This is a genomic window from Pseudomonas sp. Pc102 (genome assembly GCF_018408275.1).
GTDB classification, from domain to species: domain Bacteria; phylum Pseudomonadota; class Gammaproteobacteria; order Pseudomonadales; family Pseudomonadaceae; genus Metapseudomonas; species Metapseudomonas tohonis.
The window spans coordinates 5,051,130-5,069,860 of record NZ_AP021905.1; the positions used below are offsets into that span (position 1 = coordinate 5,051,130).

Sequence of the window (18,731 nt, forward strand, 5' to 3'; positions counted from 1 at the left end):
TGCCGTCAGACAGCCATCAGGTCGTTTTCTTTGGTTTCCAGGCCCTTGTCGACCTCAGCGACGAACTTGTCGGTCAGCTTCTGCACATCATCGGCAGCGCGACGCTCGTCGTCCTCGCTGATTTCCTTTTCCTTCACCAGGTCCTTCAGTTGCGCCAGGGCATCGCGGCGGATGTTGCGCACGGCGATACGGGCGTTCTCGGCTTCAGCGCGGGCCTGCTTGGTGTAGCCCTTGCGGGTTTCCTCGGTCAGGGCCGGCATCGGGACGCGGATGGTGGTGCCGGCGGTGGCCGGGTTGAGGCCGAGGTCGGAGGTCATGATGGCCTTCTCGACCGCCTGGATCATGCTCTTGTCGAACACGGTCAGGGCCAGGGTACGGGAGTCCTCGGCCGTCACGTTGGCCACCTGGCGCAGCGGGGTATCGACGCCGTAGTAGGACACCATCACGCTGTCCAGGATGCTCGGATGTGCACGGCCGGTACGGATCTTGGCGAAGGCATGGCCCAGGGACTCCAGGGTCTTGGTCATGCGCTCCTGCGCGTCCTTCTTGATCTCGTTGATCATTGCTCGCCCTCCTCGATCAGGGTTCCTTCGGCGCCACCCACAACGATGTTCAGCAGGGCACCGGGTTTGTTCATGTTGAAGACCCGCAGCGGCATCTTCTGGTCACGGCACAGGCAAATCGCCGTCAAGTCCATCACGCCCAGCTTGCGATCCAGCACCTCGTCATAGGTGAGATGCTCGAACTTCTCGGCGTTCGGGTCCTTGAAGGGGTCGGCAGTGTACACGCCATCCACCTTGGTGGCTTTCAATACCACGTCGGCGTCGATCTCGATCGCACGCAGGCAGGCGGCCGAGTCGGTGGTGAAGAACGGGTTGCCGGTACCGGCGGAGAAGATCACCACTTCGCCGCTCTTGAGGTGGCGCATGGCCTTGCGGCGGTCGTAGTGGTCGGTCACGCCGACCATGGAAATGGCCGACATCACCAGCGCGGGGATATTGGAACGCTCAAGCGCGTCGCGCATGGCCAGGCCGTTCATCACGGTGGCCAGCATGCCCATGTGGTCGCCGGTGACCCGATCCATGCCGGCCGCGCTGAGGGCCGCGCCACGGAACAGGTTGCCGCCGCCGATGACCAGGCCGACCTGGACGCCGATGCCGACCAGTTGACCGATTTCCAGAGCCATGCGGTCCAGGACCTTCGGGTCGATCCCGAACTCCTCGGACCCCATCAGGGCTTCGCCGCTGAGTTTGAGCAGAATGCGTTTATAGCGAGGTTGGCGACCACTCACCTGCTGAGCCATTACGAGTTCTCCTGCGGCGCATTGAATTCATGGAGCACGGGGCTCCGCTGTCCTGGAGCGTAGCTTCGACTACGCACGCGGCACTTGGTGCCCGCCTGGCGGACATGGCCACGGAAACCGCCCCGAAAGGGTTCCCCAGTTTGACGAAGAGGCCGCGCGCGTTAGCGGGCAGCCTCTTGCGGGGCGACAGCCTAGGCCGTCTTACTGCTTGGTTGCAGCGACTTGTGCAGCAACTTCGGCAGCGAAGTCCACTTCGACCTTCTCGATGCCTTCGCCTACTTCGTAGCGAACGAAGGAAACGATTTCGGCACCGGCTTTCTTGGCCAGGTCACCGACCTTGACTTCCGGATCCTTGACGAACGGCTGCTCGACCAGGCTGGCTTCGGCGAGGAACTTGGCGATACGGCCCTTGACCATGTTCTCGACGATGTTTTCCGGCTTGCCGGCGATCTTGTCGGCGTTCAGTGCCAGGAAGATTTCCTTTTCCTTGGCAACGGCTTCTTCGGAAACCTGGGAAGCGTTGAGGAACTGCGGGTTGCTGGCAGCCACGTGCATGGCGATGTCGCGAGCCAGCTCGACGCTGCCGCCTTTGAGGCTAACCAGGACGCCGATGCGGTGGCCGTGCAGGTAGGCACCCACGACATCACCCTCGACGCGGGTCAGGCGACGGATGTTGACGTTTTCGCCAGTCTTGGAAACCAGGGCCAGGCGAGCTTCTTCGCGGGAGGCAACCAGCGGAGCGGCGTCGGTCAGCTTCTCTTCGAAAGCCTGCTCGATGGTGGCGGCGACGAAGTTCTTGAAGTCGTCCTGCAGAGCCAGGAAGTCGGTCTGGGAGTTGACTTCGATGATCACGGCGGCCTTGTTGTCGGCAGCGACCTTGACGGCGATGGCGCCTTCGGCGGCGATGTTGCCGGACTTCTTGGCGGCCTTGATGGCACCAGCGGCGCGCATGTCGTCGATGGCCTTCTCGATGTCGCCATCGGCGGCGGTCAGGGCCTTCTTGCAATCCATCATGCCCAGGCCGGTACGCTCGCGCAGTTCTTTAACCAGGGCTGCAGTAATCTCTGCCATGTTCGCAATCCTCTTGAATAGGTTTTCAACCATTCAGCCCGGCATTCCGGGCAGACAATATCGGAGGTGGCAAAAAGGGGGCCTAGCCCCCTTCTTGCGCACCGGGTAACGCTAAGCGCGCTGGCCTCAGCCTTCGGCAGCCTCGGAAGCGGCAGCTTCTTCGACGAACTCGTCAGCACCGCCGTTGGCGTTCTGACGGCCACGCAGCACGGCGTCGGCCATGGCACCCAGGTACAGCTGAACGGCGCGGATGGCGTCGTCGTTACCCGGGATGATGTAGTCAACGCCTTCCGGGCTGCTGTTGGTATCGACAACGCCGATGACCGGGATGCCCAGCTTGTTGGCTTCGGTGATAGCGATGCGCTCGTGGTCGACGTCGATCACGAACAGAGCGTCCGGCAGGCCGCCCATGTCCTTGATGCCACCCAGGCTGCGTTCCAGTTTTTCCAGATCGCGGGTGCGCATCAGCGCTTCTTTCTTGGTCAGCTTGGTGAAAGTGCCGTCCTGAGCCTGGGTTTCCAGGTCGCGCAGGCGCTTGATCGACTGACGGATGGTCTTGTAGTTGGTCAGCATGCCGCCGAGCCAGCGGTGATCGACGTACGGGGAGCCGCAACGAGCAGCTTCTTCGCGGACGATCTTGCCAGCGGAACGCTTGGTGCCGACGAACAGAACCTTGTTCTTGCCTGCAGCCAGTTTTTCAACGAAGGACAGGGCCTCGTTGAACATCGGCAGGGTTTTTTCCAGGTTGATGATGTGGATCTTGTTACGCGCGCCGAAAATGAACTTGCCCATTTTCGGGTTCCAGTAACGGGTCTGGTGGCCGAAGTGCACACCGGCCTTCAGCATATCGCGCATGTTGACTTGGGACATGATAGTTCCTTGATAAGTCGGGTTAGGCCTCCACGCATCCCAATCTCCAACCCTTGCGGGCACCCAGGAAATCGTGTCGATACGTGTGTGGGTTCGAGCCTTGCGGGCAGAGTGCCCGTAAAGCGGCGCGTTTTATAGCACAAAAAACTACTCGAAGCTATAAGCTCAAAACCCGAAGCGAGACTCTCCGGGCGCTCTTCCGGCTTCAAGCTTCGGGCTTCCAGCTGTTAAGATTGCGCTCTTTATATAGAAACGCTCGAGAACCGCCATGACCGTGACCATCAAGACGCCCGCAGAAATCGAAAAGATGCGCGTGGCAGGCCGCCTGGCCGCCGAAGTCCTGGAGATGATCGGCGAGCACGTCAAACCCGGTGTCACCACCGAAGAGCTCGACCGTATCTGCCACGACTACATCGTCAACGTGCAGAAGGCGATTCCCGCCCCGCTCAACTACAAGGGCTTCCCCAAGTCCATCTGCACCTCGATCAACCACGTGGTCTGCCACGGCATCCCCAACGAGAAGCCGCTGAAGGATGGCGACACGCTGAACATCGACGTGACCGTCATCAAGGACGGCTACCACGGCGACACCAGCCGCATGTTCCATGTCGGCAAGGTACCGGTCTGGGCCGAGCGCCTGTCCCAGGTGACCCAGGAGTGCATGTACAAGGCCATCCAGCTGGTCAGGCCGGGCTGCCGCCTGGGCGATATCGGCGAAGTGATCCAGAAGCACGCCGAGAAGAACGGTTTCTCGGTGGTGCGCGAATTCTGCGGCCACGGCATCGGTGCGGTGTTCCATGAAGAGCCGCAGATCCTCCACTACGGTCGCGCCGGCACCGGGATGGAACTCAAGGCCGGGATGACCTTCACCATCGAGCCGATGATCAACCAGGGCCGTGCCGAGACCAAGGTACTGGGCGACGGCTGGACCGCCATCACCAAGGACCGCAAGCTCTCCGCGCAGTGGGAACACACGCTGATGGTGACCGAGACCGGCTACGAGATCTTCACCCTGCGCAGCGACGACACCATTCCCCGGGTTTCCGCCTGAGTCCCGACAACGCCCCACAGATATAAGGAAGGCGACCGATGCCGCAGGTGGATCCCGAACTGTTCGACCGCGGCCAGTTCCAGGCCGAACTGGCGCTGAAATCCAGCCCCATCGCCGCCTTCAAGAAAGCCATCCGCCAGGCCAAGGAAGTCCTCGACACCCGCTTCGCCAATGGCCGCGACATCCGCCGCCTGGTCGAGGACCGCGCCTGGTTCGTCGACCAGATCCTGCGCGCCGCCTGGGAGCGCTTCGACTGGAGCGAGGACGCCGACATCGCCCTGCTGGCGGTCGGCGGCTACGGCCGTGGCGAGCTGCACCCCTACTCGGACATCGACCTGCTGATCCTCCTGGACAGCGCCGACCATGAGACCTTCCGCGAATCCATCGAAGGCTTCCTCACCCTGCTCTGGGACATCGGCCTGGAAGTCGGGCAGAGCGTGCGCTCGGTGGACGAATGCGCCGAGGAGGCCCGCGCCGACCTGACGGTGATCACCAACCTGATGGAAAGCCGCACCATAGCCGGCCCGGAAAGCCTGCGCAGGCGCATGCAGGACGTCACCAGCCCCGAGCGCATGTGGCCGAGCAAGGACTTCTTCCTCGCCAAGCGCCAGGAGCGCAAGGCCCGCCACGCCAAGTACAACGACACCGAATACAACCTGGAACCCAACGTGAAGGGTTCCCCCGGCGGCCTGCGCGACATCCAGACCATCCTCTGGGTCGCCCGCCGCCAGTTCGGCAGCCTCAACCTGCACGCCCTGGTCAAGGAAGGCTTCCTCGTGGAGAGCGAATGCAGCGTGCTCGCCTCCAGCCAGGAGTTCCTCTGGAAGGTGCGCTACGCCCTGCACATGCTCGCCGGCCGCGCCGAGGACCGCCTGCTGTTCGACCACCAGCGCAAGCTGGCTGGCCTGCTGGGCTTCCAGGGCGACGACGCCAAGCAGGCCATCGAGCACTTCATGCAGAAGTACTACCGCGTGGTGATGGGCGTCGCCGAGCTCAGCGACCTGATCAACCAGCACTTCGAGGAAGTCATCCTGCGCAGCGCCGGCTCCTCGCCCGCGCAACCGCTGAACAGCCGCTTCCAGCTGCGCGACGGCTACATCGAAGTCACCCATCCCAACGTCTTCAAGCGCACCCCCTTCGCCCTGCTGGAGATCTTCGTGCTGATGGCCCAGCACCCGGATATCAAGGGCGTGCGCGCCGACACCATCCGCCTGCTGCGCGACAGCCGCCACCTCATCGACGACGACTTCCGCAGCGACATCCGCAACACCAGCCTGTTCATCGAGCTGTTCAAGTCGTCCCAGGGCATCCACCGCAACCTGCGGCGGATGAACCGCTACGGCATCCTCGGCCGCTACCTGCCAGAGTTCGGCCACATCATCGGGCAGATGCAGCACGACCTGTTCCACATCTATACGGTCGACGCCCACACGCTCAACCTGATCAAACACCTGCGCAAGCTGAAGTGGCCGGAGCTGGCGGAGAAATTCCCCCTCGCCAGCAAGGTCATCGACAAGCTGCCCAAGCCCGAGCTGATCTACATCGCCGGCCTCTACCACGACATTGGCAAGGGCCGCGGCGGCGACCATTCCGAGCTCGGCGCCGTCGACGCCGAAGCCTTCTGCGCCCGCCACCAGCTGCCGGCCTGGGACTCGCGCCTGGTCACCTGGCTGGTGCAGAACCACCTGGTGATGTCCACCACCGCCCAGCGCAAGGACCTCTCCGACCCGCAGGTGATCTTCGACTTCGCCCAGCTGGTGGGCGACCAGACTCACCTCGACTACCTCTACGTGCTCACCGTGGCCGACATCAACGCCACCAACCCGAGCCTGTGGAACTCCTGGCGCGCCAGCCTGCTGCGCCAGCTCTACACCGAGACCAAGCGCGCCCTGCGCCGCGGCCTGGAGAACCCGCTGGACCGCGAAGAGCAGATCCGCCAGACCCAGACCGCCGCCATCGACATCCTCGTGCGCAACGGCATCGACCAGGACGATGCCGAGCAGCTCTGGTCCCAGCTCGGCGACGACTACTTCCTGCGCCATACCGCCAACGACGTCGCCTGGCACACCGAAGCCATCCTCCAGCACCCGGCCGGCAACGACCCGCTGGTGCTGATCAAGGAAACCACCCAGCGCGAGTTCGAGGGTGCCACCCAGATCTTCATCTACGCCCCCGACCAGCACGACTTCTTCGCCGTGACCGTGGCCGCGATGAGCCAGCTCAACCTCAACATTCACGACGCGCGGATCATCACCTCCACCAGCCAGTTCACCCTCGACACCTACATCGTGCTCGACACCGCCGGCGGCTCCATCGGCGACAACCCGGCCCGGGTGAAGGAAATCCGCGAGGGCCTGATCGGAGCGCTGAAGAACCCCGACGAGTACCCGGCCATCATCCAGCGCCGCGTGCCGCGCCAGCTCAAGCACTTCGCCTTCCCGCCCCAGGTGACCATCTCCAACGATGCCCAGCGCCCGGTCACCGTGCTCGAAGTGATCGCACCCGACCGCCCCGGCCTGCTGGCGCGCATCGGGCGCATCTTCCTCGACTTCGACCTGTCGCTGCAGAACGCCAAGATCGCCACCCTCGGCGAGCGGGTGGAAGACGTGTTCTTCGTCACCGACGCCGACAACCAGCCCCTGGCCGACCCCGAGCTCTGCCAGCGCCTGCAGGCGGCCATCGTCTCGCAGCTGTCCGAAGCCAACGCCCAGGGCGTTGACCCCACCCGAATCAGTATCTGAGCGCGCCCGTGCAGCCGCTCGCAGTAGCCAGGAACGACGCATGAACGACGCTCTGAACCACCTGCAGCCCTACCCCTTCGAGAAGCTCCGCGCCCTGCTCGGCGGCGTGCAACCGGCCGACAAGAAGGCCATCGCCCTGTCCATCGGCGAACCCAAGCACCGCTCGCCGGACTTCGTCGCCAAGGCCCTGGCCGACAGCCTCGACCAGATGGCCGTGTACCCCACCACCCTGGGCGTCCCCGCCCTGCGCGAAGCCATCGCCGCCTGGTGCGAGCGGCGCTTCAAGGTGCCCGCCGGCTGGCTCGACGCCGCCCGCCACGTGCTGCCGGTCAACGGCACCCGCGAGGCGCTGTTCGCCTTCACCCAGACCGTGGTCAACCGCGCCGACCAGGGCCTGGTCGTCAGCCCGAACCCCTTCTACCAGATCTATGAAGGCGCGGCCCTGCTGGCCGGCGCCGAGCCGCACTACCTGCCGTGCCTCGCCGAGAACGGCTTCAATCCCGACTTCGACGCCGTGCCGGCCGAGGTCTGGCAGCGCTGCCAGATCCTCTTCCTCTGCTCCCCGGGCAACCCCACCGGCGCCCTGGTCCCGGTCGAGCAACTGAAGAAGCTGATCGCCCTGGCCGACGAGCATGACTTCGTCATCGCCGCCGACGAGTGCTACAGCGAACTGTACTTCGACGAAGCCAACCCGCCGGCCGGCCTGCTCACCGCCTGCGCCGAGCTGGGCCGCAGCGACTTCGCCCGCTGCGTGGTGTTCCACAGCCTGTCCAAGCGCTCCAACCTGCCGGGCCTGCGCTCCGGCTTCGTCGCCGGTGACGCCGCCATCCTCAAGGCCTTCCTGCTGTACCGCACCTACCACGGCTGCGCCATGCCCGTGCAGACCCAACTGGCCAGCATCGCCGCCTGGAACGACGAAGCCCACGTGCGCGCCAACCGCGACCTGTACCGCGAGAAATACGACGCCGTGCTCGACATCCTCGGCGGCGTGCTCGACGTGCAACGCCCGGACGGCGGCTTCTACCTGTGGGCCAAGACCCCGGTGGACGACCAGACCTTCACCCGCGACCTCTTCGCCCGCGAGCACGTCACCGTGGTGCCGGGCTCCTACCTCTCCCGCGAAGTGAACGGCTTCAACCCCGGCGCCGGTCGCGTGCGCATGGCCCTGGTCGCACCGCTCGCCGAGTGCATCGAAGCCGCCGAGCGCATCCGCGACTTCGTCCGCAGCCTCTGAGCCCAGGGCCCGCCAGGCGGGCCCTTCGGCCCTGACGACACGGGGCGCCGCTCCGGCGCCCCATCGGGCAATCCCGCGTGGCATAATCGCCGACCGACGTCGCGCGGCCACTGGCTGCGCGGCCCTTGCCTCACGTGAATCCGAGCTGCCCCATGACCATCACCCTCTACGGCATCAAGGCCTGCGACACCATGAAGAAAGCCCGTACCTGGCTCGACGAGCAGGGCGTGAGCTACGACTTCCACGATTACAAGACCGCCGCCATCGACCGCGCCAATCTGCAGAAATGGTGTGCCGAACACGGTTGGGAAACCGTCCTCAACCGTGCCGGCACCACCTTCCGCAAGCTCGATGACGCGCAGAAGGCCGATCTCGACCAGGACAAGGCCATCGAACTGATGCTCGCCCAGCCGTCGATGATCAAGCGCCCGGTGCTCGACCTGGGCAACCGCACCCTGGTCGGCTTCAAGCCCGATCTCTACGCCGCCGCGTTCAATTGAGCGACCCCGGACGCGGCACAGCCCGGCAAGCCATCGACCGGACCGCCTGATCCAACCTATTCAGCAAGAGGAATTCCCATGTCCACCCAACTCTTCAGCGTCGCTTTCGGCGTCGGCACCCAGAACCGCCAGGGCAACTGGCTGGAAGTCTTCTACGCCCAGCCCCTGCTCAAGCCCGCCGCGCAACTGGTCGAGGCCATCACCCCGATCCTCGGCTACAGCGCCGGCAACCAGGCCATCGCCTTCACCAATACCCAGGCCGCCGACCTGGCCACCGCCCTGAAGGAAATCGACCCGGCCCAGTCTGCCCTGCTGACCCGCCTGGCCGAGAGCCAGAAGCCGCTGGTCGCCACCCTGCTGGCCGAAGACGCCGCCCTGACCTCCACCCCCGAGGCCTACCTCAAGCTGCACCTGCTGTCCCACCGCCTGGCCAAACCCCACGGCCTGAACCTGACCGGCATCTTCCCGCTGCTGCCCAACGTCGCCTGGACCAGCCACGGCGCCGTCGACCTCGCCGAACTGGCCGAGCGCCAGCTGGAAGCGCGCCTGAAGGGCGAGCTGCTGGAAGTCTTCTCCGTGGACAAGTTCCCGAAGATGACCGACTACGTGGTGCCAGCCGGCGTGCGCATCGCCGACAGCGCCCGCGTGCGCCTGGGGGCGTACGTGGGTGAAGGCACCACCGTAATGCACGAGGGCTTCATCAACTTCAACGCCGGCACCGAAGGCCCGGGCATGATCGAAGGCCGCGTCTCCGCAGGCGTCTTCGTCGGCAAGGGTTCGGACCTGGGCGGCGGCTGCTCCACCATGGGCACCCTGTCCGGTGGCGGCAACATCGTCATCGCCGTAGGCGAAGGCTGCCTGATCGGCGCCAACGCCGGCATCGGCATCCCGCTGGGCGACCGCAACATCGTCGAAGCCGGCCTGTACATCACCGCCGGCACCAAGGTCGCCCTGCTGGACGACCAGAACGCCCTGGTGAAAGTGGTCAAGGCCCGCGACCTGGCCGGCCAGCCCGACCTGCTGTTCCGCCGCAACTCGCAGAACGGCGCCGTCGAGTGCAAGACCAACAAGACCGCCATCGAGCTGAACGAAGCGCTGCACGCGCATAACTGACAGGAGCAGCGCCAAGCTGCAAGCCGCAAGCGGTGCCCCCTTGCGGTTCCGCTTGCAGCTTGAAGCTTGTGGCTTATGGCTCTTACCTCTCCCTGGCGCTCCGACTTCCCCGCCCTCTCGGCCCTCGACGCCGAGGGGCAGACCTACCTCGACAGCGCCGCCACCTCGCAGAAGCCCCAGGTCGTGCTCGACGCCCTGCTCGGCTACTACGCCAGCGGGGCGGCCAATGTGCACCGCGCCCAGCACCTGCCGGGCGAGCGCGCCACGCGGGCCTTCGAAGGCAGCCGTACGCGCGTCGCCCACTGGCTGAACGCCGCCCATCCGGCGCAGATCGTCTTCACCCGGGGCGCCACCGAGGCGTTCAACCTGCTGGCCTATGGGCTGGAGCGGCAGTTCGCACCTGGCGAGCGCATCGTCATCAGCGCCCTGGAACACCACGCCAACCTGTTGCCCTGGCAGCAACTGGCGCGCCGCCGCCAGCTCGAGCTGGTGGTGCTGCCCCTGGATGCACGCGGTGACATCGACCTCGACCAGGCACGCCGGCTGATCGACTCCCGCACCTGCCTGCTGGCCGTCAGCCAGCTGTCCAACGTGCTCGGTCGCTGGCAACCCCTCGGCGAACTGCTGGCCATGGCCCGCCAGCAAGGCGCGCTGACCGTGGTGGATGGCGCGCAGGGCGTGGTGCATGGCCGCCATGACGTGCAGGCCCTGGGCTGCGACTTCTATGTATTCTCCGGTCACAAGCTCTACGGGCCGGAAGGCGTCGGCGTGCTCTACGGCAAGGCGGACGCCCTCGCCCGCCTCGATCACTGGCAGTTCGGCGGCGAGATGGTCCATCGCGCCGACTACCACGACGCCGACTTCCATGGCGCCCCGCTCGGCTTCGAAGCCGGCACCCCGGCCATCGCCCCGGTGATCGGGCTCGGCGCCGCGCTCGACTACCTCGGCAGCCTCGACGCCGCCGCCGTCACCGCCCACGAGACCGTGCTCCACGCCAAGCTCATGGCCGGCCTCGCCGCCCGCGACGGCGTGCGCCTGGTGGGCGATCCCCAGGTGGCGCTCGCCTGCTTCGGCGTCGATGGCGTGCACAACGCCGACCTCGCCCACCTGCTCACCGAACAGGGCATCGCCGTGCGCGCCGGGCACCACTGCGCCATGCCGCTCTACAAGGGGCTCGGGCTCGGCGGGGCGATCCGCGTGTCGCTCGGCCTCTACAACGACAGCGCCGACCTGGAGCGCCTCTTCGTTGCCCTGGACAAAGCCCTGGAGCTGCTGCGATGAGCCTGCCACCCGCAGCCGCCGAAGCCCTCGCCGCCTTCACCGATGCCGGCAGCTGGGAACAGCGCGCCCGCCTGCTGATGCAGTGGGGCGAACGCCTGGAGCCCCTGAGCGACGCCGAGCGCAGCGAAGCCAACCGCGTGCACGGTTGCGAGAGCCAAGTCTGGCTGGTGGAGGACATAAAGGAAGGGCGCCGCCACTTCCGCGCCGCCAGCGATGCGCGGCTGATCCGCGGCCTGCTGGCCGTGCTGCTGGTGCGCGTCCAGGGCCTGCCGGCGGAAGAGCTGGCCACCCTCGATCTTGCCGACTGGTTCACCCAGCTCGGCCTCGCCCGCCAGCTTTCACCGTCCCGCAGCAACGGCCTCAAGGCGGTGCTCGACAGGATGCGCACGGCCGCGCCGTGAGGGGCGGGTCAATGAATCCGCTCGCGCCTGTAGGAGCGAGCTCTGCTCGCGAAGCCTTCGGCCCTCGTAGCCAGGCGCACCTATGGCGCTACGGGCGACTCCAAAGGTGGACCGGTGGAGCGTGGTCCACCCTACGCACGGTGTTGTGCGATGGCCGCGGTTGTAGGAGCGAATTCATTCGCGATGAAGCCCTCGAAATAGCGCCTTAACCCGCCACCCGCTCCGACGGCCGCCGCGCACCGGCCACCAGCTTGTCCACCGTCTTCGCCGCAGCGGCCATGCCGAAGCTGGCGGTGACCATCATCACCGCGCCGAAGCCACCGGCGCAGTCCAGCTTCACACCCTCGCCGACGAAGCTCTTCTGCTGGCACACCGAACCGTCGGGCTTGGGGTAGCGCAGCTGTTCGGTGGAGAACACGCAGGGCACGCTGTAGGTGCGCCCCGGCGTGCGGGAGAAGTTGTAGTCACGGCGCAGCATGGAGCGCACCTTGGCCGCCAGCGGATCGTTGAAGGTCTTGTTCAGGTCGGTGACCTGGATCTGCGTCGGGTCCACCTGGCCTCCGGCGCCGCCGGTGGTGACGATCTGGATCTTGCGCCGCTTGCACCAGGCGATCAGCGCCGCCTTGGCCGCCACGCTGTCGATGCAGTCGATCACCGCATCCAGCTCCGGGGTGATGTACTCGGCCATGGTCTCGCGGGTGACGAAGTCCGCCACCGCGTGCACCACGCAGGCCGGGTTGATGGCGCGGATGCGTTCGGCCATCACCTCCACCTTGGCCCGCCCCACGGCGCCCTCGATGGCATGCACCTGGCGGTTGGTGTTGGTGATGCAGACATCGTCCAGGTCGAACAGCGAGATCTCGCCCACGCCGGACCGCGCCAGCGCCTCGGCCGCCCAGGAGCCGACCCCGCCGATGCCGACCACCGCCACGTGCGCCGCCTGCAGGCGCGCCGCGCCCTCCAGCCCATAGAGGCGGGCGATGCCACCGAAACGTTCGTCTGTACTCATGCCTCGCTCCCAACTCGCCAGCCACCTGGCCGGGCGCGCATTATAGGAAGCGTCGACCGCCATCCCAAGCCCGACGCCGCTGAATGGCGGGCCATAGATCGCCCCGCAGCCCTCCAGCGCTATAGTCGGCCGATAACAAAAAGGGAGCCCAGCATGCGCAACTTCAGCTTCTACAACCCTACCCGCATCCACTTCGGCGAAGGCCAGATCGACAAGCTAGCCCGGGAGATCCCCGCCGGCAGCCGGGTGCTGGTCACCCACGGCGGCGGCAGCATCTTCCAGAACGGCGTCTGGCAGCAGGTGGAGCAGGCGCTGGCCGGCTACACCCTCACCCGCTTCGCCGGCATAGAGGCCAACCCGCAGTTCGACACCCTGGTGAAGGCGGTGGAGCTGGGCCGTCGCGAAGGCTGCGACTTCATCCTGGCCGTCGGCGGCGGCTCGGTGATCGACGGCAGCAAGTTCATCGCCGCCGCGCTGTGCCACGCAGGCGACCCGCTCGACCTGCTCACCGGCACCCGGGCCAAGGCGGCCCTGCCCCTGGGCTGCGTGCTGACCCTCGCCGCCACCGGTTCGGAGAGCAACCCCCACGGCGTGGTCACCCACGTGGCGCGCCAGGAGAAGCTGCCCTTCTCCAGCCCGCTGCTGTATCCGCGCTTCGCCATCCTCGACCCGCGCACCACCTTCAGCCTGCCGGCCCGGCAGATCGGCAACGGCGTGGTCGACGCCTTCGTCCACACCCTGGAGCAGTACCTCACCTACCCCGCCGATGCGCCCCTGCAGGACCGCCAGGCCGAAGGCCTGCTGCTGACCCTGATAGAGGAAGGCCCCAAGGCCCTGGCCAACCCCGAGGACTACGCGGTGCGCGCCAACCTCATGTGGTGCGCCACCCAGGCGCTCAACGGCCTGCTCGGCTGCGGCGTCCCGCAGGACTGGGCGACCCACATGATCGGCCACGAACTCACCGCGCTGTATCACCTCGACCACGCCCAGACCCTGGCCGTGGTGCTGCCGGCCATGCTGGCGGAACGGCGCGAGCCCAAGCGCGCCAAGCTGATCCAGTACGCCGAGCGCGTCTGGGGCATCGAGGGCGACGAGGAGGCGAAGATCGACGGCGCCATCGCCGCCACCCGCGACTTCTTCCAGGCCCTGGGCGTGCCCACCCGCCTCGCCGACCACGGGCTGGACGCCGAGGCCATCCCCCAGGTGCTGGCGCAGCTGCAGCGCCACGGCATGACCGCCCTCAGCGAACGCCGCGACCTCGACCTGGACGCCAGCGAGCGCATCCTGCTGCGTGCGCTGTAGTCCGCGTCATATCGGGCCCGACACTAAGCCCCCGGCGGGCCCGGCAAATCCCCGCGAACTTCTCCGCCCCCCCAGGGACAAAGCCTGTGTGCAATGGCCGGCGGGCACGGCTATCGTTCGTACACAATCTATACAGTCGCCGGACGCCGGAGTAGCATGCGCGCCGACCAGCGCTCGCTGGCGCTATCTCCCCGTTCCACGCTTCGGAACCTGAAATCCCTATGCCATCGCGTAAATTTGGACTCAACCTGGTGGTCTTCGTGGCGGTCGCCGCGTTGTTCACCGGAATCTGGGCGCTCTACAACCGTCCCGTCAGCGCTCCGGACTGGCCGGAGCAGATCTCCGGCTACTCCTACTCGCCGTTCCGCGTGGACCAGAACCCGCAGCAGAACCGCTACCCCACCGACGAGCAGATCCGTGAAGACCTGGAACTGCTGAGCAAGCAGACCGACAACATCCGCACCTACTCGGTGGACGGCACCCTGGCCGACATCCCGCGCATCGCCGAGGAGTTCGGCCTGCGCGTGACCCTCGGCATCTGGATCAGCCCGGACGAGGCGCGCAACGAGCGCGAGATCACCAAGGCCATCGAGATCGCCAACACCTCGCGCAGCGTCGTCCGCGTGGTGGTGGGCAACGAAGCGCTGTTCCGCCGCGAGATCAGCCGCAAGGACCTTTCCGTCTACCTCGACCGCGTACGCGCCGCGGTGAAGGTGCCGGTGACCACCTCCGAGCAGTGGCACATCTGGCTGAAGTACCCGGAGCTGGCCAACCACGTCGACCTGATCGCCTCCCACGTCCTGCCCTACTGGGAATTCATCCCCATGGAGGACTCCACCCAATTCGTGCTCGACCGCGCCAAGGACCTGAAGAAGGCCTTCCCGAAGAAGCCACTGCTGCTGTCCGAGGTGGGCTGGCCGAGCAACGGCCGCATGCGCGGCGGTGCCGACGCCTCCCAGGCCGACCAGGCCATCTACCTGCGCACCCTGGTCAACGCCCTCAACGCCCAGGGCTACAACTACTTCGTGATCGAAGCCTTCGACCAGCCGTGGAAGGCCAGTGACGAAGGCTCGGTGGGCGCCTACTGGGGTGTCTGGAACCTCGAGCGCCAGCCCAAGTTCAACTTCGAAGGCCCGGTGATCGCCATCCCGCAATGGCGCATGCTGGCCGTCGCCTCGGTGGTCATGGCCCTGCTGGCCCTGGCCCTGATGCTCATCGACGGTAGCGCCCTGCGCCAGCGCGGCCGCACCTTCCTCACCTTCGTCGCCTTCGCCGGCGGCTCGGTGCTGGTGTGGATCGCCTACGACTACAGCCAGCAGTACAGCACCTGGTTCAGCCTCACGGTCGGCGTGCTCCTGGGCATCGGTGCCCTGGGCGTGTTCATCGTGCTGCTGACCGAGGCCCACGAACTGGCGGAGGCGGTCTGGGTGCGCTCGCGCCGCCGGCCGTTCCTGCCGGTGATCGGCGACTCGGCCTACCGGCCCAAGGTGTCGATCCACGTGCCCTGCTACAACGAGCCGCCGGAGATGGTCAAACAGACCCTCGACGCCCTCGCCGCACTCGACTATCCGGACTACGAAGTCCTGATCATCGACAACAACACCAAGGACCCGGCGGTCTGGGAGCCGGTGCAGGCCTACTGCGAACAGCTCGGCCCGCGCTTCCGCTTCTTCCACGTGGCCCCGCTCGCCGGCTTCAAGGGCGGCGCGCTGAACTACATCCTGCCGCACACCGCCCCGACGCCGAAGTCGTGGCGGTGATCGACTCCGACTACTGCGTGAACCCCAACTGGCTCAAGCACATGGTCCCGCACTTCGCCGATCCGTCGATCGCCGTGGTGCAGTCGCCGCAGGACTACCGCGACGGCAAGGAAAACACCTTCAAGAAGCTCTGCTACGCCGAGTACAAGGGCTTCTTCCACATCGGCATGGTGACCCGCAACGACCGCAACGCGATCATCCAGCACGGCACCATGACCATGATCCGCCGCACCGTGATGGACGAACTGCAATGGGCCGACTGGACCATCTGCGAGGACGCCGAGCTCGGCCTGCGCGTGTTCGAGAAGGGCTACGCCGCCGCCTACGCCCATGACAGCTTCGGCCAGGGCCTGATGCCGGACACCTTCATCGACTACAAGAAGCAGCGTTTCCGCTGGGCCTACGGCGCCATCCAGATCATGAAGGGGCACGCCCGCAGCCTGTTCCTGGGCAAGGACTCCGAGCTCAAGCGGGGCCAGCGCTACCACTTCATCGCCGGCTGGCTGCCGTGGATCGCCGACGGCCTGAACATCTTCTTCACCATCGGTGCGCTGCTCTGGTCGGCCGCGATGATCATCGTGCCGCAGCGGGTCGACCCGCCGCTGCTGATCTTCGCCATCCCGCCGCTGGCGCTGTTCTTCTTCAAGGTGGCGAAGATCGTGTTCCTCTACCAGCGCGCCGTCGGCGTCAACCTGAAGGACGCGTTCTGCGCCGCGGTGGCGGGCCTGGCCCTGTCGCACACCATCGCCAAGGCGGTGCTGTACGGCTTCTTCACCACCAGCATCCCGTTCTTCCGCACGCCGAAGATGCGCAGCAACCACGGCCTGATGATGGCCCTGGCCGAAGCCCGCGAAGAGGTCTTCGTGATGCTCCTGCTGTGGGGCGCGGCCATCGGCATCGGCATCGTCCAGGGCCTGCCCAGCGCCGACGTGAAGTTCTGGGTGGCCATGCTGCTGGTGCAGTCGCTGCCCTACCTCGCCGCGCTGATCATGGCGCTGCTCTCCTCGGCGCCCAAGCCGCTGGAACACCCCCAACAGGAGGCTGCGGCCTGACCCGCTGCGGGTGACCTAAACGGCGGCCAATGGCCGCCGTTTATGTTTTAAGATGTCGTCCTTTTCACGCCTTGCCGCCTTTCCGGAGCCCCGCATGACCGCCCTGTCCCCCACCCTCGAGCTCGCCTGCGACCTCATCCGCCGCCCCTCGGTCACACCGGTCGACGAAGGCTGCCAGGAGCTGATGATGCGCCGCCTGGAGGCCGTCGGCTTCCGCATCGAGCGCATGCGCATCGAGGACGTGGAGAACTTCTGGGCCATCCGTGGCGGCGAAGGCCCCGTGCTGTGCTTCGCCGGCCATACCGACGTGGTCCCGACCGGCCCGCTGCAGGCCTGGCAGCACCAGCCCTTCGACGCCAAGATCGACGAGCACGGCATGCTGTGCGGCCGCGGCGCCGCCGACATGAAGGGCAGCCTCGCGTCGATGATCATCGCCGTCGAGCGCTTCGTCGCCGCGCACCCTGGCCACAAGGGCGCCATCGCCTTCCTCATCACCAGCGACGAGGAAGGCCCTGCGCACCATGGCACCAAGGCCGTGGTCGAGCGCCTGGCCGCCCGTGGCGAGCGCCTGGACTGGTGCATCGTCGGCGAGCCCTCCAGCACCACCCTGGTGGGCGACGTGGTGAAGAACGGTCGCCGTGGCTCCCTTGGCGCCACCCTCACCGTGCGCGGCGTGCAAGGGCACGTGGCCTACCCGCACCTGGCGAAGAACCCGATCCACCTGGCCGCCCCGGCCCTGGCGGAACTCGCCGCCGAACACTGGGATGACGGCAATGCCTTCTTCCCGCCGACCAGCTTCCAGGTCTCCAACCTCAATGCCGGCACCGGCGCCACCAACGTGATCCCCGGCGAGCTGGTGGCGGTGTTCAACTTCCGCTTCTCCACCGAGTCCACGGTCGAAGGCCTGCAGCAGCGGGTCAACGCCATTCTCGACAAGCACGGCCTGGACTATCACGTGGAGTGGGCCCTGTCCGGCCTGCCGTTCCTCACCGAACCGGGCGAACTGCTCGACGCGGTGGCCGCCAGCATCAAGGCGGTGACTGGTCGCGAGACCACGCCCTCCACCAGCGGCGGCACCTCCGACGGACGCTTTATCGCCACCATGGGCACCCAGGTGGTGGAACTCGGCCCGGTCAACGCCACCATCCACCAGGTCAACGAGCGCGTGCTGGCCAGCGACCTCGACCTGCTGAGCGACATCTACGAACAGACCCTCGTGCGACTGCTGGCCTGATCATGCTCACCTGCCCCATCTGCCAGGCGCCGCTCTCCACCCTGGACAACGGCGTCGCCTGCCCGGCCAACCACCGCTTCGACCGCGCCCGCCAGGGTTACCTGAACCTGCTGCCGGTGCAGCACAAGAACAGCCGTGACCCGGGTGACAACGCCGCCATGGTCGAGGCCCGCCGGCGCTTCCTCGAAGGCGGCCACTACGCGCCGCTGGCCGCGCGCCTGGCCCAGCTGGCCGCAGGACGCAGCCCGGCGCGCTGGCTGGATATCGGCTGCGGCGAGGGCTACTACACCGCGCAGATCGCCGACGCCCTGCCCACCGCCGATGGCTACGGCCTGGACATATCCCGCGAGGCGGTGAAGCGCGCCTGCCGCCGCGCCCCCGGCCTGACCTGGCTGGTGGCGAGCATGGCCCGCGTGCCCCTGGCCGACGCCAGCTGCCAGCTGCTGGCCAGCGTCTTCAGCCCGCTGGACTGGCAGGAAGCCCGCCGCCTGCTCGCCCCCGGCGGTGGCCTGCTGCGCATGGGCCCGACCCGCGGCCACCTGATGCAGCTGCGCGAACGCCTCTATGACGAGGTGCGCGACTACGACGACGAGAAGCACCTGTCGCTGATCCCCGAGGGCATGACGCTGGCCCACAGCGAAACCCTCGAGTTCGACCTGCACCTGGCCAGCAGCGAGGCCCGTGCCGACCTCCTCGCCATGACGCCCCACGGCTGGCGCGCCAGCGCCGAACGCCGTGCCGCCGTGATCAAGGACGCCTTCGAAGTGACGGTCTCCATACGCTACGATTGGATCGTCAGAAACTAGGAC

The 18,731-nt window shown here is 66.6% G+C and carries 15 protein-coding genes and 1 pseudogene; 11 read left to right on the forward strand and 5 right to left on the reverse strand.

The genetic code is table 11. The features are described from left to right. Positions 1-5: 5 nt before the first annotated feature. From frr to rpsB, 4 genes are all read right to left on the reverse strand, one after another. Positions 6-563, reverse strand: coding sequence for a ribosome recycling factor (gene frr / locus PHLH3_RS23090; RefSeq protein ID WP_213625914.1), 558 nt, complete (start codon positions 561-563; stop codon positions 6-8). Then, positions 560-1,303 (reverse strand): UMP kinase, encoded by a 744-nt coding sequence (gene pyrH, locus PHLH3_RS23095; RefSeq protein WP_111261670.1) that lies wholly within the window; start codon positions 1,301-1,303, stop codon positions 560-562. Before pyrH ends, frr begins: the two co-directional genes overlap by 4 nt. A 201-nt stretch (positions 1,304-1,504) precedes the next feature. Next, complete coding sequence (gene tsf / locus PHLH3_RS23100; protein ID WP_173171730.1) at positions 1,505-2,374, reverse strand: translation elongation factor Ts; 870 nt, start codon at positions 2,372-2,374, stop codon at positions 1,505-1,507. Positions 2,375-2,500: 126 nt separating this feature from the next. Then, positions 2,501-3,244, reverse strand: coding sequence for a 30S ribosomal protein S2 (gene rpsB / locus PHLH3_RS23105; RefSeq protein WP_111261672.1), 744 nt, complete (start codon positions 3,242-3,244; stop codon positions 2,501-2,503). 268 nt (positions 3,245-3,512) lie between these two features. On the opposite strand from rpsB, the gene map reads away from it, so the two are divergent. The 7 genes from map to PHLH3_RS23140 all read left to right on the forward strand — a co-directional run bounded on the left by map (position 3,513) and on the right by PHLH3_RS23140 (position 11,565). Further along, positions 3,513-4,295, forward strand: a complete 783-nt coding sequence (map, locus tag PHLH3_RS23110) for a type I methionyl aminopeptidase (RefSeq protein ID WP_111261673.1) — start codon at positions 3,513-3,515, stop codon at positions 4,293-4,295. A 38-nt stretch (positions 4,296-4,333) separates the two neighbouring features. Next, a complete protein-coding gene (locus PHLH3_RS23115; protein ID WP_213625915.1) occupies positions 4,334-7,036 on the forward strand; it encodes a [protein-PII] uridylyltransferase in 2,703 nt (900 codons plus the stop codon). Positions 7,037-7,076: 40 nt separating this feature from the next. Next, on the forward strand, positions 7,077-8,270 hold the full coding sequence (gene dapC / locus PHLH3_RS23120; RefSeq protein ID WP_213625916.1) for a succinyldiaminopimelate transaminase: 1,194 nt from the start codon (positions 7,077-7,079) through the stop codon (positions 8,268-8,270). A gap of 152 nt (positions 8,271-8,422) precedes the next feature. Next, positions 8,423-8,770, forward strand: a complete 348-nt coding sequence (locus PHLH3_RS23125) for an ArsC family reductase (protein ID WP_213625917.1) — start codon at positions 8,423-8,425, stop codon at positions 8,768-8,770. Between the two features lie 78 nt (positions 8,771-8,848). Further along, a complete protein-coding gene (gene dapD, locus PHLH3_RS23130; protein ID WP_213625918.1) occupies positions 8,849-9,883 on the forward strand; it encodes a 2,3,4,5-tetrahydropyridine-2,6-dicarboxylate N-succinyltransferase in 1,035 nt (344 codons plus the stop codon). Positions 9,884-9,958: 75 nt separating this feature from the next. Further along, positions 9,959-11,164: a cysteine desulfurase gene (locus tag PHLH3_RS23135; RefSeq protein ID WP_213625919.1), complete on the forward strand. Its 1,206-nt coding sequence runs from the start codon at positions 9,959-9,961 to the stop codon at positions 11,162-11,164. Then, positions 11,161-11,565, forward strand: coding sequence for a SufE family protein (locus PHLH3_RS23140; RefSeq protein WP_213625920.1), 405 nt, complete (start codon positions 11,161-11,163; stop codon positions 11,563-11,565). The genes PHLH3_RS23135 and PHLH3_RS23140 overlap by 4 nt, the downstream gene beginning before the upstream one ends. Before the next feature lie 205 nt (positions 11,566-11,770). On the opposite strand, the gene tcdA is transcribed toward PHLH3_RS23140, so the two are convergent. Further along, a complete protein-coding gene (gene tcdA / locus PHLH3_RS23145; protein WP_213625921.1) occupies positions 11,771-12,574 on the reverse strand; it encodes a tRNA cyclic N6-threonylcarbamoyladenosine(37) synthase TcdA in 804 nt (267 codons plus the stop codon). A gap of 153 nt (positions 12,575-12,727) precedes the next feature. On the opposite strand from tcdA, the gene PHLH3_RS23150 reads away from it, so the two are divergent. From PHLH3_RS23150 to PHLH3_RS23165, 4 genes and pseudogenes are all read left to right on the forward strand, one after another. Then, positions 12,728-13,876, forward strand: a complete 1,149-nt coding sequence (locus PHLH3_RS23150; RefSeq protein WP_213625922.1) for an iron-containing alcohol dehydrogenase — start codon at positions 12,728-12,730, stop codon at positions 13,874-13,876. A 221-nt stretch (positions 13,877-14,097) separates the two neighbouring features. After that, positions 14,098-16,688 (forward strand): annotated as a pseudogene (locus PHLH3_RS23155) (glycosyltransferase). A 94-nt stretch (positions 16,689-16,782) separates the two neighbouring features. Continuing rightward, positions 16,783-17,922: a succinyl-diaminopimelate desuccinylase gene (dapE, locus tag PHLH3_RS23160; protein ID WP_213625923.1), complete on the forward strand. Its 1,140-nt coding sequence runs from the start codon at positions 16,783-16,785 to the stop codon at positions 17,920-17,922. A 2-nt stretch (positions 17,923-17,924) separates the two neighbouring features. Beyond that, a complete protein-coding gene (locus tag PHLH3_RS23165; protein ID WP_213625924.1) occupies positions 17,925-18,728 on the forward strand; it encodes a putative RNA methyltransferase in 804 nt (267 codons plus the stop codon). Positions 18,729-18,731: the final 3 nt, after the last annotated feature.

Bases quoted from the DNA above. Each gene is read 5' to 3' on its own strand.
- frr (WP_213625914.1), bottom strand. From the start codon at position 563: ATGATCAACGAGATCAAGAAGGACGCGCAGGAGCGCATGACCAAGACC.
- pyrH (WP_111261670.1), bottom strand. From the start codon at position 1,303: ATGGCTCAGCAGGTGAGTGGTCGCCAACCTCGCTATAAACGCATTCTG.
- tsf (WP_173171730.1), bottom strand. From the start codon at position 2,374: ATGGCAGAGATTACTGCAGCCCTGGTTAAAGAACTGCGCGAGCGTACC.
- rpsB (WP_111261672.1), bottom strand. From the start codon at position 3,244: ATGTCCCAAGTCAACATGCGCGATATGCTGAAGGCCGGTGTGCACTTC.
- map (WP_111261673.1), top strand. From the start codon at position 3,513: ATGACCGTGACCATCAAGACGCCCGCAGAAATCGAAAAGATGCGCGTG.
- PHLH3_RS23115 (WP_213625915.1), top strand. From the start codon at position 4,334: ATGCCGCAGGTGGATCCCGAACTGTTCGACCGCGGCCAGTTCCAGGCC.
- dapC (WP_213625916.1), top strand. From the start codon at position 7,077: ATGAACGACGCTCTGAACCACCTGCAGCCCTACCCCTTCGAGAAGCTC.
- PHLH3_RS23125 (WP_213625917.1), top strand. From the start codon at position 8,423: ATGACCATCACCCTCTACGGCATCAAGGCCTGCGACACCATGAAGAAA.
- dapD (WP_213625918.1), top strand. From the start codon at position 8,849: ATGTCCACCCAACTCTTCAGCGTCGCTTTCGGCGTCGGCACCCAGAAC.
- PHLH3_RS23135 (WP_213625919.1), top strand. From the start codon at position 9,959: ATGGCTCTTACCTCTCCCTGGCGCTCCGACTTCCCCGCCCTCTCGGCC.
- PHLH3_RS23140 (WP_213625920.1), top strand. From the start codon at position 11,161: ATGAGCCTGCCACCCGCAGCCGCCGAAGCCCTCGCCGCCTTCACCGAT.
- tcdA (WP_213625921.1), bottom strand. From the start codon at position 12,574: ATGAGTACAGACGAACGTTTCGGTGGCATCGCCCGCCTCTATGGGCTG.
- PHLH3_RS23150 (WP_213625922.1), top strand. From the start codon at position 12,728: ATGCGCAACTTCAGCTTCTACAACCCTACCCGCATCCACTTCGGCGAA.
- dapE (WP_213625923.1), top strand. From the start codon at position 16,783: ATGACCGCCCTGTCCCCCACCCTCGAGCTCGCCTGCGACCTCATCCGC.
- PHLH3_RS23165 (WP_213625924.1), top strand. From the start codon at position 17,925: ATGCTCACCTGCCCCATCTGCCAGGCGCCGCTCTCCACCCTGGACAAC.